This is a genomic window from Streptomyces mutabilis (assembly GCF_046628145.1).
Taxonomy (GTDB): Bacteria; Actinomycetota; Actinomycetes; order Streptomycetales; family Streptomycetaceae; genus Streptomyces; species Streptomyces mutabilis.
This window is the reverse complement of sequence record NZ_CP176874.1, coordinates 4,039,061-4,054,422: the sequence shown is the minus strand read 5'-3', so window position 1 is coordinate 4,054,422 and position 15,362 is coordinate 4,039,061. Positions and strand designations below refer to the sequence as shown.

General features: G+C 75.5%; 15 protein-coding genes. 10 read left to right on the top strand and 5 right to left on the bottom strand.

Annotation, left to right across the window (positions count from 1 at the left end; all coding sequences use genetic code 11):
• Positions 1-26: 26 nt before the first annotated feature.
• On the bottom strand, positions 27-1,025 hold the full coding sequence (locus tag ACLIN4_RS18175; protein ID WP_290013111.1) for an alpha/beta hydrolase family esterase: 999 nt from the start codon (positions 1,023-1,025) through the stop codon (positions 27-29).
• Between the two features lie 114 nt (positions 1,026-1,139).
• Between ACLIN4_RS18175 and ACLIN4_RS18170 the strand changes: the two genes are divergently transcribed.
• The 3 genes from ACLIN4_RS18170 (at position 1,140) to ACLIN4_RS18160 (ending at position 3,557) form a co-directional block, all read left to right on the top strand.
• Entirely contained in the window at positions 1,140-2,072 is a 933-nt protein-coding gene (locus ACLIN4_RS18170) for a LysR family transcriptional regulator (protein ID WP_411576010.1), read from the top strand.
• 97 nt (positions 2,073-2,169) lie between these two features.
• The gene (locus ACLIN4_RS18165) at positions 2,170-3,048 is read left to right on the top strand and encodes a serine hydrolase (protein ID WP_411576009.1); all 879 of its coding nucleotides are present in this window, start codon (positions 2,170-2,172) and stop codon (positions 3,046-3,048) included.
• Between the two features lie 131 nt (positions 3,049-3,179).
• Positions 3,180-3,557 carry a DUF732 domain-containing protein gene (locus ACLIN4_RS18160; RefSeq protein WP_100046527.1) on the top strand — a complete coding sequence of 126 codons (378 nt, stop codon included), beginning with the start codon at positions 3,180-3,182 and terminating at the stop codon, positions 3,555-3,557.
• A gap of 34 nt (positions 3,558-3,591) precedes the next feature.
• Here the strand turns inward: ACLIN4_RS18160 and ACLIN4_RS18155 are convergent, their stop codons facing one another.
• Positions 3,592-5,220, bottom strand: coding sequence for a right-handed parallel beta-helix repeat-containing protein (locus ACLIN4_RS18155; RefSeq protein ID WP_411576008.1), 1,629 nt, complete (start codon positions 5,218-5,220; stop codon positions 3,592-3,594).
• A 234-nt stretch (positions 5,221-5,454) separates the two neighbouring features.
• Between ACLIN4_RS18155 and ACLIN4_RS18150 the strand changes: the two genes are divergently transcribed.
• The 7 genes from ACLIN4_RS18150 to ACLIN4_RS18120 all read left to right on the top strand — a co-directional run bounded on the left by ACLIN4_RS18150 (position 5,455) and on the right by ACLIN4_RS18120 (position 12,333).
• Positions 5,455-5,826, top strand: coding sequence for a DUF6479 family protein (locus tag ACLIN4_RS18150; protein ID WP_100046525.1), 372 nt, complete (start codon positions 5,455-5,457; stop codon positions 5,824-5,826).
• A gap of 158 nt (positions 5,827-5,984) precedes the next feature.
• The gene (locus tag ACLIN4_RS18145; protein ID WP_290013107.1) at positions 5,985-6,485 is read left to right on the top strand and encodes a hypothetical protein; all 501 of its coding nucleotides are present in this window, start codon (positions 5,985-5,987) and stop codon (positions 6,483-6,485) included.
• Between the two features lie 253 nt (positions 6,486-6,738).
• Complete coding sequence (thrS, locus tag ACLIN4_RS18140; RefSeq protein ID WP_411576007.1) at positions 6,739-8,031, top strand: threonine--tRNA ligase; 1,293 nt, start codon at positions 6,739-6,741, stop codon at positions 8,029-8,031.
• 50 nt (positions 8,032-8,081) lie between these two features.
• Positions 8,082-9,071 (top strand): nucleoside hydrolase, encoded by a 990-nt coding sequence (locus tag ACLIN4_RS18135; protein WP_411576006.1) that lies wholly within the window; start codon positions 8,082-8,084, stop codon positions 9,069-9,071.
• A gap of 45 nt (positions 9,072-9,116) precedes the next feature.
• A complete protein-coding gene (locus ACLIN4_RS18130; protein WP_107480163.1) occupies positions 9,117-9,539 on the top strand; it encodes a VOC family protein in 423 nt (140 codons plus the stop codon).
• A gap of 209 nt (positions 9,540-9,748) precedes the next feature.
• The gene (locus ACLIN4_RS18125) at positions 9,749-11,419 is read left to right on the top strand and encodes a glycoside hydrolase family 13 protein (RefSeq protein WP_307652446.1); all 1,671 of its coding nucleotides are present in this window, start codon (positions 9,749-9,751) and stop codon (positions 11,417-11,419) included.
• A 143-nt stretch (positions 11,420-11,562) separates the two neighbouring features.
• Complete coding sequence (locus ACLIN4_RS18120) at positions 11,563-12,333, top strand: hypothetical protein (protein ID WP_289908585.1); 771 nt, start codon at positions 11,563-11,565, stop codon at positions 12,331-12,333.
• A gap of 337 nt (positions 12,334-12,670) precedes the next feature.
• Here the strand turns inward: ACLIN4_RS18120 and ACLIN4_RS18115 are convergent, their stop codons facing one another.
• The 3 genes from ACLIN4_RS18115 to ACLIN4_RS18105 form a co-directional block, all read right to left on the bottom strand.
• Positions 12,671-13,390, bottom strand: a complete 720-nt coding sequence (locus ACLIN4_RS18115; protein WP_257101641.1) for a GAF and ANTAR domain-containing protein — start codon at positions 13,388-13,390, stop codon at positions 12,671-12,673.
• A gap of 93 nt (positions 13,391-13,483) precedes the next feature.
• Positions 13,484-14,335, bottom strand: coding sequence for a TIGR03943 family putative permease subunit (locus ACLIN4_RS18110; RefSeq protein ID WP_411576760.1), 852 nt, complete (start codon positions 14,333-14,335; stop codon positions 13,484-13,486).
• Positions 14,332-15,357 carry a permease gene (locus ACLIN4_RS18105; RefSeq protein ID WP_382051568.1) on the bottom strand — a complete coding sequence of 342 codons (1,026 nt, stop codon included), beginning with the start codon at positions 15,355-15,357 and terminating at the stop codon, positions 14,332-14,334. Before ACLIN4_RS18105 ends, ACLIN4_RS18110 begins: the two co-directional genes overlap by 4 nt.
• Positions 15,358-15,362: the final 5 nt, after the last annotated feature.

The window sequence follows — 15,362 nt, the reverse complement described above, 5'->3', positions numbered from 1 at the left end:
CGTGGGTCGGTGCGCCGCCGCACCGGTCAGCCGGCGGCGAAGAAGTCGAGGATCGTGTCCGTGGCGTCCAGGGCCTTGCTGGTGGGACCGAGCCGCTTGTCCGGGACGAAGGACGAGCCCGGCCAGGTGTGACCGCCGCCGTGGACGACGAGGAGCTGGACGTCGCCGGGGGCCCGGTCGGAACCGGACTCGTTCTTCAGGTGCCAGACCGTGCGGTCGTACCCCTTCTCCTCCTCCGTGACCGGCTCCCCCGCGCCGCCCGCCGCGGCGAACGCCTCCGCCGTGTCCCGGGCCGACCGGCTCGGGAGGATCGGCTCCTCGGGGTCCGGCGGCGGCGAGGGCCAGCCGCCGATCGGGCGCACGGGGTCCTCGGCGCCGTAGACGACCATGACCGGGACGGCGCCGGTGGGCTCCACCGCGGCAGCTCCCGCGGGCAGCTGGCCGGCGACCGAGGCCGCGCCCGCCAGCAGACCGGGCCGCTCGGCGGCCATGCGCAGGGCCATGGAGCCGCCGTTGGAGAAGCCGGCGACGTAGACGCGCTCGGGGTCGGCCTGTTCGGTGCGGACCAGGTGCTGGATCAGCGCCTCGGTGAACCGCACGTCGAGGCCGGGGTCCGGCCGCTGCGGGGTCTTCTGCGTGCCGGCGCCCCAGCCGCTGTCGATGCCCTCGGGATAGGCGACCAGCATGCCGCGCGCCCCGGCGGCCTTCTCCAGCCGGCTCTGCTCGCGCAGTTCGGCGGCGTCGGAGCCGCGGCCGTGGAAGGCGATGACGAGGGGCCGGGGGCCGTCGGCGGAGGCGGGACGGTGCAGGAGGTACTCGCGGGTGCGGCCGTCCACCCGCAGCTCGGCGCGGACGTCCGGCGCGGCGGAGGCGGTACCGCCGGCCCGGGTCGGGGCGCTCGCCGACGGCGACGCGTCCGGGGCCCCGGACCCGGTGGCGCAGCCGGCCAGCGGGACGACGAGGGCGAGGGCGAGGGCGCCGGGCCACCGGCGGGCGCCGAGCGAGAGGTCACGGAGGGATCGCATGCCCCGAGCAGAGCAACCCTCGCGGCTCCTGTCCAAGATTCATATCGATGTCGATTCGATCAATCCCCGATATGATTACTGGTCGTGGACCTGGTGCGGCACCTGGAGTGCTTCGTGGCTGTTGCAGAAGAGTCACACTTCGGCCGTGCCGCCGCCCGCCTCGGCATGGCCCAGCCGCCCCTGTCGCAGCGCATCCAGCGACTGGAGAAGGAGCTGGGCGTCCGGCTCTTCGAACGCTCCAGCCGCCGGGTGACGATCACCGAGGCGGGCACCCTGCTGCTCGCCCAGGCCCGCGAGCTGCTCGCCCGTTCCGAGTCCTTCCTGGCCACCGCGCGCCGCATCCGGGACGGCGAGACGGGCCTGCTGCGCGCCGCGCTGTCCCCCGACGTCTCCGGCCGGACCGTGGCCGCCCTGCTGTCGGACTTCCGGCGCCGGCACGCCGGGCTGGAACTGGAGCTGCACGAGCTGTCCACCGCCGAGCAGCTCGCCGCCTTCGCCGCCCACGAACTGGACGTCGGCGTCATCCACCACCCCTGCGACGTCACCGGCCTGGAACTCGGCCCGGTCCTGCGCCGGGACCTCGGCGTGCTGCTGCCGCGCGGGGCCCCGCAGGCGACGGACGTCGAGGTGCCGCTGGCCTCCCTCACCGGCTACGACCTGGTCCTCTTCCCGCGTGCCCACGCCCCCGCGGTCTACGACGACCTGCTCACCGCGTGCGCCCGGGGCGGCTACACCCCCGCCGCCGTACGGCACGGCCGGGGCGCCAGTTTCGTACGCGGGCTGGTGCTGTCGTCCGGGGCCGTCGCCCTCGGTCCCCGCGACACGCAGCTCGCGGACCCGGCCGACCCGGACCTCGTTTGGCGTCCGCTGGCCGGGGCCCCGCTGGCCTGGCGGCACTCCGTGGCCTGGCCCAGGGGGCGCGGCGACGCCGCCGTCGACGCGTTCGCGGACGCCGCCGCCCACGCCCTGCGCACCACGGCCGACGCCCGCACCGAGACGACCGCCCGGCCCCTGCACCTTCGCCCGGCATCGGAGTACTGGCTTTGATCCACACCGCCCCCCTGAGCCACGCGTCCGCGACCGCCCCCGCGGCGCGCTCCGCCGACGCCCCGTACGCGGGCCCCCGGACCGCGGGGCGTCGGTCATGACCGACGCCGCCACCGCCGGCCGGCTGCACGCGGCCTTCGCCGACGCCGGGGTCACGGGGTGGCTGCACGCCGTGGACATCGACTCCGGAGCACAGGTCGAGGCCGGGGCGGACCAGCCGGTGTGCACGGCCAGCGTCCACAAGGTGTGTGTACTGGTGACGCTGCACGAACTGGCGGCGGCCGGGGAGATCGACCTGACCGAGCAGGTGGAGTGCCCGCCGGCCGGACGCACCCCCGGGCCCACGGGGCTCGCGGCGATGCTGGACCCGGTCCGGCTGTCGCTGCGCGACGCGGCGTTGCTGATGATGTCCGTCAGCGACAACACCGCCGCCGACCTGCTGCTGCGCCGGGTCGGACTGGACGCCGTCAACCGCACCACGGCCCGGCTCGGCCTCACCCGCACGCGTGCGGTGTACGGCTTCGCCGAGATGCTCGGCACCATGCGCGAGGACGCCGGGCCGACCGGCGCCCGGGCGCTGACCGACCCCCACGTCATCACCCGGCTGCGCGCCCTGGACCCGGCCCGCACCAACCGCAGCACGCCCAGGGACATGACCCGGCTGCTCAGCGCCCTGTGGCGGGACGAGACGTGCCCGTCCGAGTACGGCGCCGCCATGCGCCGCGTCATGGGCCTCCAGGTCTGGCCGCACCGCCTGGCCTCGGGCTTCCCCTTCGACGACGTCCACGTGGCCGGCAAGACCGGCACCCTGCCGACCCTGCGCAACGAGGTCGGTGTCGTCGAGTATCCCGACGGCGGACGGTACGCCGTGGCCGTCTTCACCCGCACCGCGAACCCGGCGGCCACGCTCCCGGCGGCGGACGCGGTGATCGGCACGGCGGCGCGGATCGCGGTGGACGCGCTGCGGGCGCCGTGAGGGGGGCGGCGGGCTGCAGTGGTGTGAGACGGGGCGGCGGGCTACGGCGCCGTAAAGCGGGACGGCGGGCAACGGCGCCGTGAGACGGGACGGCGTAGTCTCGGCGGGCGATCCGCATGGAGGGGGACGGCATGGGGAAGCGGGCGGCGATCGCCGTGTCGGCGCTGGTGGCGGTGGCCGGTGTGGCCACGGCCGTGGTGTACGGCGGCGGGGACGACGGGGACGGCCCGGACAGCGTGGAGTCCGTGACGGTCGGCGGCGGGGAGCAGCACGTGATCCCGTCGCCCGACGCGGGCCAACGGGAACTGCTGCTGAGCGATCTGGCGGCCGTCGACCCGGTCATCACCGCGGACGAGGACGAGGCGGTCGAGAACGCCCGTTGGCTGTGCGTCGACCTCCGCCAGGAACGGCCCGAGGACGAGGTGCGGGACGCGGCGGCCCAGCGGTTCCGGGTGACCTGGGAGCAGAGCGCGCAGGTGCTGGACGCCGTCCGGGGCACGTTCTGCTGATCCCGGGCGGTCGTGCTCCCGGCCGGCGGACCCGTCAGCCGTCGTTGTCCCGCCACCGGCCGCCGCTCGGGGCCGAGTCGAAGCGGGTGGCCGCCGAGGCGTTGCCGCTGAAGTCGTTGCCGGAGACCCGGCCGGCGGTCCAGGTGGCCTCGGGCGCGATCCACAGGGCGTGGGTCTGGGTGCGCGGGTGCCCGTCGTCCCGGATCCGGTTGCCGTGCACGTACGGGTGGGTGACGGCCGCGGCGGCGGTGAGGCCGGTGCGCGGCGACGGGGCGTCCGGGAGGCGGTAGGCGGCGCCGCGTGCGGGGGTGCCGTCGGACGGCCAGGCGGTCCGCGCTCCGGGGCGCCGCGGGGCGAGGGTGAGTTCGGTGGCGGTGTTGTCGGTGACCACGGCGGTGACCTCGGCGTTCCCGGTGGCGACCGTCAGCGTCTTGCCGCGGTGGCCGCCGGGGAACCAGTCGGCGTGCGCGTCGGTCAGGGACAGCGGGCCGCAGGTCACGTCATCGCCGCCGCCCTCCGTCGCCGGTGCGGCGCGGCGGCCGTTGTCGCGGACGCGGTTGCCGAAGATCGCCGGTTCGTGGAGCGGGGCGTCGACGCGGATGCCGTCCAGGCCGTTGTCGTGGATGTCGTTCGACTCCAGGACGATGTCCGTCGCGGGCTCCTGGTCGCCGCCGGCCAGGTTGTGCTGCCAGTAGCCGTACCGCCCGTTGTTGCCGACGCGGTTGCCGCGGAAGGCGTACGGCCCCGGAGTGTTGCCGAGCGCGATCCCGTCCCGCGCGTTGCCGTCGATCACGCACCCGGTGACGATGCCGCCGCGCCCGCCGACACTCGTGGTGCCCTGCGCCGACACGTCGAACCCGGCGACGTGGTTGCCGAGCATCGTGCAGGCGGTGACCAGCAGTCCCTCGGCGCCCCAGTCGGAGATGCCGTAGCGGTTGCCCTCGGTGTGGCAGGCGGTGACGCGGATGCCGCGCGGCGGGGCCCAGTGGTCCTGCTGGAGTTCGAGGAAGATGCCGTTGGTGCCGTTGCCGTTGGCCGTGCAGTCGGTCACCGCCAGTCGTTCGACGGATCCCCAGCCGCCGACCCCGATGCCGATGCCCGCACCGCCCATCTCCTCGCCGGGGTCCTGCCGTCCGCACCGTTCGGCGAGCACGCCCTCGACGACGGTGTCCTGGAGGAAGTCGCACCCGAAGCCGGTGGCGGCGGTGTCGTGGATGTACAGGTCGGTGAAGCGCCCGCGCAGCACGTACTGGAGGCCGAGCCCCTTGGCCAGCACGTCGTACTCCTCGGTCTCCACCCCCGAGCCGTCGATCTCGAAGTGCGCGAAGGTGACGTCGGCGATGTGGTTGTCCCGCCCGGCGCCGTGCTGGGCGGTGGTGAACCAGGCCAGCGGCACCGGCTGGGCGGGGGCGCCCGGGTTGGTGAGGGCGAAGCAGGTGGCGCCGCGTCCGGCGCCGATCAGTGAGACGCCGCTGCGCCACAGCACGGGCCGGTCCCGGATCACGTACCGCCCGGCGGGCACGCGGACGGTGCGCGGGCGGCCGTCCGCGGCGGTGGCGTCGCCGAGCGCGTCCACCAGTTTCTGCAGCGCCGGCCGGTCGTCGGCGGTGCCGTCCCCGACCAGGCCGTACTCCTGGGCGTCGGCCGTCAATGGCGCGGTCATACGGGCGCTCCTTCCGCCGGCGGGGCGAGGCGGCGCCTTCGGTACCGACGCCGCCGCACCGTCGGCCGGGTACCAGTGGGCGGCCGTCCTCAATCACGGCGGGCGCGCCCGGGGAGCACGGCGTTCCACAGACCCGCGACGCCCCGCGACGCTCTCGCTGCACACCCGCAGCACCCCACACCAGACTCGGACATACGTGGCGCTTTATCTCATTTGGGGGTACATAATCAGAACATGAGTACGGCAACGTATGAACTGCTGGCCGCGTCCTCGCACGCGCTCAACATGACCATCGCCTTCATCGGCGGGCTGGTGATCGCCGGCGCGCTGATCTGGGCCGTACGCATGGGCCTGAGGGTCATGGAACGAGAACCCGAACGCCCCCACGCCGACGAGCACGGCAAGCTCCCGGCCACCGGTGCCGTCCACGAGGAGCGGGAGATGCGGGAACCCGACGAGATCCCACTTGCGGCGGACGGCAGCCCACGGCTCATGCCGTACGAACTCCACCACTCGGGCAGCCGCCGCGGCGCGGACCAGAACCGCCGCCGCTGGCTGCCGGGGTCGAGCGGGTCCTTCGGCGGCGGCGGTCCGGGGCACGTCTGACACCGCTCCCCTGCGGACGCCCCGGACGGGGGACACCCGGAGTCCGGGTGTCCCCCGTCCGGCCCGACGCCGGCGTGCGCGGCGGTGTCCGCGGGCCTTCACTGAGGGAGACCCGCGTGCTCTCGCGGGCGGGTACTCCCCATGCTGCTGGAGGCGACGTGGCCGGTCACCGGGTGTTCAGTGCGGTCGGGGCGGTGGTCCTGGCGGGCACCGTGCTGGCCGGTTGCTCCGACGGCGGCGGTGACGGCGACGCACCGTCGGACGCCGGCAGCGCGGCGGCGAGCCGGGCCGCGTCGGCCGCCTCGTCGCTGGCCTCCGAAGGCGCGGACGCCGTGGCGTCGGCGACGGCGGAGGCCGGGCGGTGGCTGGAGGGCATCCGGGAGGGCGCCGACGTCGAGGCCGACGTACGGCTGGGCGACCCGAAGACGGCGGCCGACGGGCGCACCACCGTCGAGGTCACCGTCCGCAACACCGCCGACTCGACGAAGTCCTTCGCGGTGCAGGTGGACCTCACGGACCCGGGCGGCGGCCTGCGCGACACGGTCGTCGTCACCGTCCCCGACGTCCCCGCCGGCGAGTCCGCCCGCGCCACCGCACGCAGCAGCCACGACCTGTCGGGCGAGGTGCGCGCGGCGGTGGCCCGGGCCGTGCGCTACTGAGCGCCCTGAGCGCCCCTGGCGACCCGGGCGAGGTCACGGAGGCACGGCACCGGCCGCCGGCCCGGGGGAAATCCCCTCGCGCCGGCGCGGGGGCGTCGGTACCGTTTGGCGCATGAAGCGCGTCGGCCCCTTCCTGATGACGACGCCGGGGAGTGTCCCGGCGCGCTGACTGCTGACCAGAAGTCCGAAGCCCCGGGGCGAGCGCCCGGGGCTTCTTCGCGTGGTGCTCGTCCTCCGTCCGGAGGAGACCGACGTGCACGACGACGACCACAGCCACAGCGGCGGCCCGCAGGCCCACGATCACCCCCACGATCACGACCCCACCGACGCCCACGACCACCGGCGGCTCGGCCGCGAGCTCGGCCTGTTCGGCACCGATCCCCTGATGGGCGCGGGCCTGCCGTACTGGCTGCCCGACGGGGCGACCGTGCGGCACACCCTGGAGGAGTACGTCCGCGAGACCGAGCTGCGGGCCGGCTACCGGCACGTGTACTCGCCGGTCCTCGGCAAGCGCGAGCTGTACGAGATCTCGGGCCACTGGGAGCACTACCGCGACGACATGTTCCCGCCGATGGAGCTGGGCGGTCAGGAGGTCGTGCTCCGCCCGAGCCTGTGCCCCCACCACGCCCTCGTCTACCGCTCACGCTCCCGCAGCTACCGCGAACTCCCCCTGCGCATCGCCGAACTGGGCTCCATGTACCGCTCCGAGCCGTCCGGCGTGCTCGGCGGCCTGACCCGCGTACGGGCCATCCACCTCAACGACGCGCACGTCTTCTGCACCCCCGGCCAGGCCGCCGCCGAGGCCCGCGCCGCCCTCGGCCTGATCCGCCGGGCCCACGCCGACCTCGGCATCGAGGCCGCCCGGTACCGCCTCTCCCTGCCCGGTCCGGGCGGCAAGTACGTCGCCGCCCCCCAGTTGTGGCGGCGGGCCACCGCACTGCTGGAGGAAGCCCTGGACGGAGTGCCGTACGAGGCGGTGGAGGGCGAGGCCGCCTTCTACGGGCCCAAGATCGACGTGCAGATCGCGGACGCCGCCGGGCGCGAGTCCACCCTGTCGACCGTCCAGATCGACTTCCACCAGCCCGAACGCTTCGGCCTGCGCTACACCGGTCCGGACGGCGAGAAGCACCGCCCGGTCATGGTGCACCGCAGCGTCATCGGCAGCGTGGAACGGGCGGTCGCGCACCTGATCGAGGTGCACGGCGGGGCTTTCCCGGCGTGGCTGGCGCCCGTGCAGCTGGTCGTGCTCCCGGTCGGGGAGGAGCAGCGGGAGCAGGCGTACGCACTGGTGCGCCGGGCCGCCGCGCAGGGACTGCGCGCCGAGGTCGCCGGGCCGGAGCACGGCACCCTCGGCGCCCGGGTCCGGGCGGCGCGGAAGGTGCCGTACCGGGCGGTGATCGGCGCCCGGGAGGCGGCGGACGGCGACCTGGCGGACGTACGGCTGCGGGACGGGCGCCGGCCCGGGCGGCTGTCCGGCACCGAGTTGCTGCGGCGGATCACCGGCCGGGTCCGGGCGCGCGGCCCCGAGCTGTGGGAATCCGCCTGAGCTAGGGTCACCGGGACCGGCGCCCCCACGCAGACCGAGGAGCCCCCGCCGTGCCGACCGCCCCCGACCCGCAGCAGCCCGTTCCGGTGATCATCGACTGCGACACCGGCGTCGACGACGCCCTGGCCCTGCTGCTGGCGGTCCGCCACCCGGGGCTCGACCTGCGCGCGGTCACCTGCGTGGCCGGCAACACCGACGTGGAGGGGGTCGTACGCAACACCCTGACCGTGCTGGAGCAGGCCGGCGCCCCGGACGTCCCCGTCGCCCGGGGTGCCGAGCGTCCGCTGATCGAGGCGGTGCGCACCGCCCGGCACGTGCACGGGCACGACGGCATGGGCGACCTGGGCCTGCCCGCGCCCACCCGGGTCCCCGTCGACGTGGACGCCGTGACGCTGCTGCGCCGGGAGATCCTGGCCTCCCCGCGTCCGGTCACCCTGATCCCCACCGCCCCGGCGACCAACATCGCGCTGCTGCTGCGCACCCACCCCGAGGTCACCCGCAACATCGAGCGGATCGTCTTCATGGGCGGCGCGGTGGCCACCGGGAACGCCACGCCGGTCGCCGAGTTCAACGTCTGGCACGATCCGGAGGCCGCCGCGATCCTGCTCGGCGCCGGGGTGCCGGTCACGATGTACGGGCTGGACGTGTTCCAGCGGGTGATCGTGCCGGGCCAGGACGTGCGCCGGCTGCGCGCGAGCACCGAGCCCGGCACCCGGCTCGCCGGTGAGCTGCTCGCCCACCGCGGCCCGGCCACCGACGAGTCGGACCCCGGCGGCGGCCTCGGCGACGCGGGCGCGGTCTGCGCGGTGATCGACCCGGCGGGCCTGACCACGCACCGGCTGCCCGTCGAGGTCTGTCTGGCTCCCGGACCGGCCCGCGGCCAGACCCTCGTCGACCGCCGCGCCCGCGTCGGCGAGGCCGAACTCCACGGGGACACCCGCGAACAGCCCTTGGTGGACGTTGGGTTGGACGTGGATGTGGCACGGTACGTGGAGTTCTACCTGACCGCGGTGGAGCAGCCCCGGGGGCTCGTGTCCTAGGGCGGTTCCCTCCGGTCCGTACCGTCCGTACCGTCCGGGAGAAGCATGACGAGCAGGTTCACCGAGTTGACCGTCGACTGCCACGATCCGGAGAGGCTCGCGGCCTTCTGGTGCGAGGTCCTGGACTTCCAGGTGATCGACCGCGGCGAGGGCAAGGTCGAGATCGGCTCCTGGGTGCCGACCGTCGAGGACGTCCGGGCCCGCCAGATGCCGCCCACCCTGATCTTCGTCCGGGTGCCCGAGGGCAAGACCGTCAAGAACCGGCTGCATCTCGACGTCAGCCCGATCGACGGCAGCACCGAGGACGAGGTGACCAGACTGCTCGGCCTCGGCGCCACCAGGACGGACGTGGGCCAGGGCCGGGACCGGAACTGGGTGGTCATGGCCGATCCCGAGGGCAACGAGTTCGACGTCCTGCGCACGCTGGCACCGCGGGACCAGGACCGGCCGGGAGGGCGCCTTCTCTGAGCCGGACCCGGTGCCCGCCGTGTGCGGTGGAGACCGACGACGCGCCGAGGAGGAGGCGAGGGGAAGGGAGGCGGCGCGCACCGGTCACCGGTCCCCGCGCCGGCGCCAAGGTGTGCGGCGCCCGGCGCGTCGCGGGCGCGCGGGTTCGCTTTTCGGGTGATGTGGACAGATCTATTCGTGTCGCCCGCACGCACCGCGAAGGAGACCGCGTGTCCGTACGCAGCACCACCAGCACGCCCGACCTGTCGTCCAAGGACCCCAACTGGTGGCGGCAGGCCGTCATCTACCAGATCTACCCCCGCAGCTTCGCCGACGCCGACGGCGACGGGCTCGGTGACCTGCGCGGCATCACCCAGCGCCTGACCCACCTGGCCGCCCTGGGCGTCGACGCCCTGTGGCTCAGCCCGTTCTACCCCTCCGAACTCGCCGACGGCGGCTACGACGTCGAGGACTACCGCGACGTCGACCCCCGCCTGGGCACCCTGGACGACTTCGACGCCATGGCCGCCGAGGCCCACCGGCTGGGTCTGAAGGTGATCGTCGACCTGGTCCCCAACCACACCTCGCACCGCCACGCGTGGTTCCGCGAGGCCCTGGCGGCGGGCCCGGGTTCGGCGGCCCGCGACCGGTACGTCTTCCGCGACGGCCGCGGCGACCAGGGGGAACTGCCGCCCACCGACTGGCAGTCCGTCTTCGGCGGCAGTGCCTGGAAGCGGGTGCCGGACGGGCAGTGGTACCTGCACCTCTTCGCACCCCAGCAGCCCGACCTGAACTGGGAGAACGAGCAGGTCCGCGCCGACTTCCGCACCACGCTGAAGTTCTGGTGCGACCGGGGCGTCGACGGCTTTCGCGTCGACGTGGCGCACGCGCTGGTCAAGGACCTGACCGAGCCGCTGCGCGACCTCGGCTCCCCCGAGCTGAGCAGCGAGAGGGCGCTCACCGAGTTCGCCCCGGGCACCCACCCCTTCTACGACCGCGACGACGTCCACGAGGTCTACCGCGACTGGCGCAAGATCTTCGACACCTACACGCCGCCCCGGATGGCCGTCGCCGAGGCCTGGGTGCCGGGCGCCCGGCGCGCGCTGTACGCCCGTCCGGACGAACTGGGCCAGGCGTTCAACTTCGAGTACCTGCAAGCCGGGTGGGACGCGGCGGAGCTGCGCGAGATCATCACCGGCTCGCTCGCCGACGCCCGCGCGGCCGGGGCCTCGGCGACCTGGGTGCTCTCCAACCACGACGTGGTCCGCCACGCCTCCCGCCTGGTCCTGCCGCCGGGCACCGACACCGACGCCTGGCTGCTGTCCGGCGGCCGGGCCCCGGCCCTCGACGAGGCGGCCGGGCTGCGCCGGGCCCGCGCGGCGACGCTGCTGATGCTGGCGCTGCCCGGCTCGGCGTACGTCTACCAGGGCGAGGAGCTGGGACTGCCCGAGGTGGCCGACCTGCCCACCGAGGTGCTCCAGGACCCGATCTGGGAGCAGACCGGGCACGTCCGCAAGGGCCGCGACGGGTGCCGGGTGCCGCTGCCGTGGACCACGGACGGGCCGTCGTACGGCTTCGGCGCGGGCGCGGCGTGGCTGCCGCAGCCGCCGGGCTTCGCGGCGTACGCCGTCGACGCCCAGGACGGGGTCGAAGGCTCGACCCTGGAGCTGTACCGCACGGCCCTGCGCCTGCGCCGCAAGCTGCTCGACGGGGAGTCGCTGACCTGGGCGGACGACGTCCCGGACGGGGTCCTCCAGTTCGACCGCTCGGCCGGCTGGCGCTGCGTCACCAACCTCTCGGACCGGGTGGTGGACCGGCCGGCCGGTGAGGTGCTGCTGAGCAGCGCGCCGCTGGAGGACGGCCGCCTGGCCCCCGACACGACGGTGTGGCTGGCGCTGTAGGACCGCGGGGCCGGCGTCCGGGCCCGGGCCTGCTCACCCGGACGGCCCCGCACGCTGGTGGCGGGGCGGGCGGGGTGGTGCCGTGGAGGGTGCGACCGGCCCCGAACGGCGCCGCTCGCCCCGGCCCTCCAGGAGGCACCCCGATGCAGCACGCCGCGCTCGCCGCCCGTCCGCTGCCCGCCGCCGCGCTCTCGGCGCTGCTGGTGCTGACGGCGGCCGCCTGCTCCACCGGCGGGCGGGGAGCGGACCGGCCGGCCGGCACCGCGCCGGCGACCCCGCAGTCCCCGGCCGCGCTTCCGTCCGCCACCGTGCCGCCCGTGCTCACCCGGGAGCAGGCGACGGCGGCCCTGATCACGGCGGCCGACCTGGAAGGAGCGTGGGAGCCGACGCGGGGTGCGGCGACCTGGCGGGACGCGGTGCTCAAGTCGACCGCCGGGCGGCCCGACTGCGCCCGGCTGCTGGACGTCCTCTACACCGAGGACCTCTTCGGCGCCGACACCGCCCCGCGGGCCGCCACCGCCCTGGACGAGGTGACGGGCGGGGCCCAGCTCCACTACCGGATCACCTCCCACCGCGCCGCCGACATCGACGCCACGCTGGCCTGGCTCGGCACGCTGCCGGACACGTGCGGGCACTTCACGGCCCGCGCCGCACGCGGCGTCCCCCGGGACGTCCGGGTCACCGGCGTGACACTGCCCGGGGCGGGGGACGCCCGGCAGGGCCTACGGGTGACGGTGCACGCCGAGGACGCCGTCCTCACGGTGTCCCTCGCCGCCGTACGCCTCGGCGACGACGCGATCAGCCTCACCAACGGCACCCTCGACGAACCGGCCGACGACGCGACCCTGGCGGCCGTGGAGGCGGGCGCGGCACGCCTGGCGGAGGTGCGGCGACAGGGGCGGGCGCAGGTCTAGGCGCGGCCGGGCGCTCTGGCCGGCGGGGGCTGTCGGTGGGGGGCACCCCCTGGCCCGGGGCTGTCGGTGCGGGCGGCACCCTGGCCGGGGCTGTCTGTGGGGGCGGCACCCTGGCCCGGGGCTGTCAGTGGGGGCGCACCCTGGCCGGGGGCTGTCGGTGGAGGTCCGGGCACCCCGTCCGGCGGGACCTGCCGAGCGCGGGTCCGGCACCCCGCCCGGCGGGACCTGCCGGTCACGGGTCCGGCACCCCGCCCGGCAGATCCGATCGGTCGCGAATCCGGGCACCCTGCCCGACGGGTCCTGTCAATCGCCACCCTGGGCACCCCGCCCGGCGGCCCTACCGGTCGCGCTCGAAGCGTTGGCGGTGGGCCAGTACCTCGCGGGCCACGTCGTAGGCGCTGCGGCCGCGGGCGAAGGCGTCCGCGCGCAGGCGGGCCAGGGCCTCGTCGGCGCCGACACCCAGCTGGGCCATGATCATGCCGACCGCGCGGTAGACCTCGTCGTGGTCGCCGGCCAGCTCGTCCAGCCAGGCTTCCTCCCCGCGCGGCAGCGCCATCAGCGCCACCGTCATCACCCCGGCCACGAGCCGTGCCGTGCTCAGCTGGGGGCCGGTCAGCCCGCCGGGGGTGTCCCGGTAGAGGTCGAGGGTGCCCAGGCACACGGCGTCGCTGCCCAGCGGCAGCGCGTACACCGCCCGTACGCCGACGGCCGTCGCCTGCTGGGCGAAGACGGGCCACCGCCCCGCGTCCGCGTCCGACGTCAGGTCGCAGGCGAGCACCGGGGCGCCCGCCTCGGCGGCGCTCACACAGGGGCCGTCGCCCAGGGTGGCCTGGATCTCCGCCAGGTACGAGGCCCGGTCACCGCTGGCGCACAGCCGCACCGGCACGCCCTCGCCGCGCAGCGACGCGCTCGCGCCGGTCACCGGCAGCAGCCGCACCGCCATCCGGCACAGGCGGCCCGGCACCTCTCCGGGCGGGGCGCCGCGAACCTGGGCGGCGATCGCCTCGGCGGCGCGTGTCCCGTCCGGGGGCCAGGCGGGTTCCTCGCTGGGCCGCACGCGTACCGCCTCCTTCTCCGACGCGGCCGCAGGCTCGACTACCCGTGCCCGAACGGGGGAAACACGGGCCGCCGGCGGGTCGCGTACGAGGTCTCAGCGCTTCTCGTACGGGTTCGCGGGCTGCTCCACCCGCCGTACGTCCGTCGCGTCGAGGACCGGCGGCCAGGCCGCGTCCGAGCCGAGCGCTCCCTCCGGGTGCCAGGTGCCGGTGACCGTGACCCAGGTGTCGGCGGGCGGCGCGTCGGCCCCGCGGATCTCGGCCTTGCCGGTGGTGGCGTCGGCGGCGCAGCAGGAGACCTGGAGCCGGGTGACGTACCAGACCCCGTCGTCGCGGGTGACGAAGCCGGTCAGGCGGACGGTGCGGCCGGTGAGGGACCGTCCGCTGTCGTAGACCGCGCGGGAGCCGAACTCGGCGAGGGTCAGCTCCACCGGGTCCCCGGACGGCAGCGCCGGGAAGGTCCCGACGCCCTGCGCCGCACGCTGTGCCGCCTCGCGCTCGGCGCTGTAGGAGCCCAGGGCGGGCGGCGGGAACAGCAGCAGGGCGAGGGCGGGCAGGGTGAGCAGCCAGGCGACTCGGGGGCCGACGGGGCCGTGGGTGTGTGCGTGGTCGGGTGCGTCATCGGACGCGTGGCCGGGCGCCTGGTCGGGTGCGTTGTCGGACGCGTGGTCGGACGCGTGGCCGGGCGCCTGGTCGTCCGCAGGCCGGTCGGCGGGTGCCGGGCCGGGGTCGCGCTCGGACCCCTGGTCCTCCCCGGCCCCCGGCGCCGCACGCGCCGTCGTCGCCGTCGTCACCGCCGCGAGCAGCACCAGCACCGCACCGGACACGATCAGGTACGGCCGCAAGCCCGGCTGCACGTACCGCAGGTACAGGTCGCCGAAGAGCGAGATGCGCAGCACCGCCGCGCCGGTCAGCGCGAGCAGGACCGCCGGTCCGTACCGCCTCACAGCAGCCACCACCCCACCAGCACACTGCTCGCCACGGCCACCACCCACGTCACCGACGCGAACCGCACCGCGAAGGCCCGCCCGAAGGTGCCGGTCTGCAGGGCGATCAGCTTCAGGTCGACCATCGGCCCCACCACCATGAACGCCAGCCGCGCGGTCGGCGAGAACCCGCTCAGCGAGGCGGCGACGAAGGCGTCCGCCTCGCTGCACACGCACAGCACCACCGCGAGGACCGCGAGCAGCAGCACGGACAGCCAGGCCGAGTCGGTGAAGACGTCCAGGACGGAGCGGGGGACGGTGATGTTGAAGGCCGCCGCCGCGCCCGCGCCGACCACCAGGAAGCCGCCCGCGTGCAGGAAGTCGTGCCGCAGCCCGGCGACGAAGCCGGCCCAGCCCCGGGAGGAGGCCTCCGGAGCGGTACGGGTCCTCGGCAGCCGCAGCCACTCGTCCTTCCCGAACCGGGCCCACAGCCAGCCCATCACCACCGCCGCCGCGAGCGAGGCGACCAGGCGCGCGCCGACCATCGCGGGCTGCCCGGGGAAAGCGATCGACGTGGCCACCAGCACCACCGGGTTGATCGCGGGCGCCGAAAGCAGGAAGGCGAGGGCCGCCGCCGGGGCCACCCCGCGCCGCATCAGGCTCCCGGCCACCGGCACCGACGCGCACTCGCAGCCCGGCAGGACCACGCCCGCCGCCCCGGCGACCGGCACCGCGAGGGCCTGGTTGCGGGGGAGCAGGCGGCGGAAGACCCGCTCCGGCACGAACGCCCCGATCGCCGCCGAGACGACCGTGCCCAGCAGCAGGAACGGCACGCCCTGGACGACGACGGCGGTGAACACCGTCCACCAGGCGGCCACCGCGGGCGTGTAGAGGTCCAGCGTCAGCGCCGGCCCCAGCACCGAGACGACGGTCGCGATGGCGAGCAGCGCGGTGCCGCCGAGCACGGCGTACACCAGCGCGCGCACGGTGAGCCGGACGGCGTCCGCCACCGTCCGTCCCGTCACCACCCGTCGGTCGTCCACGTGCC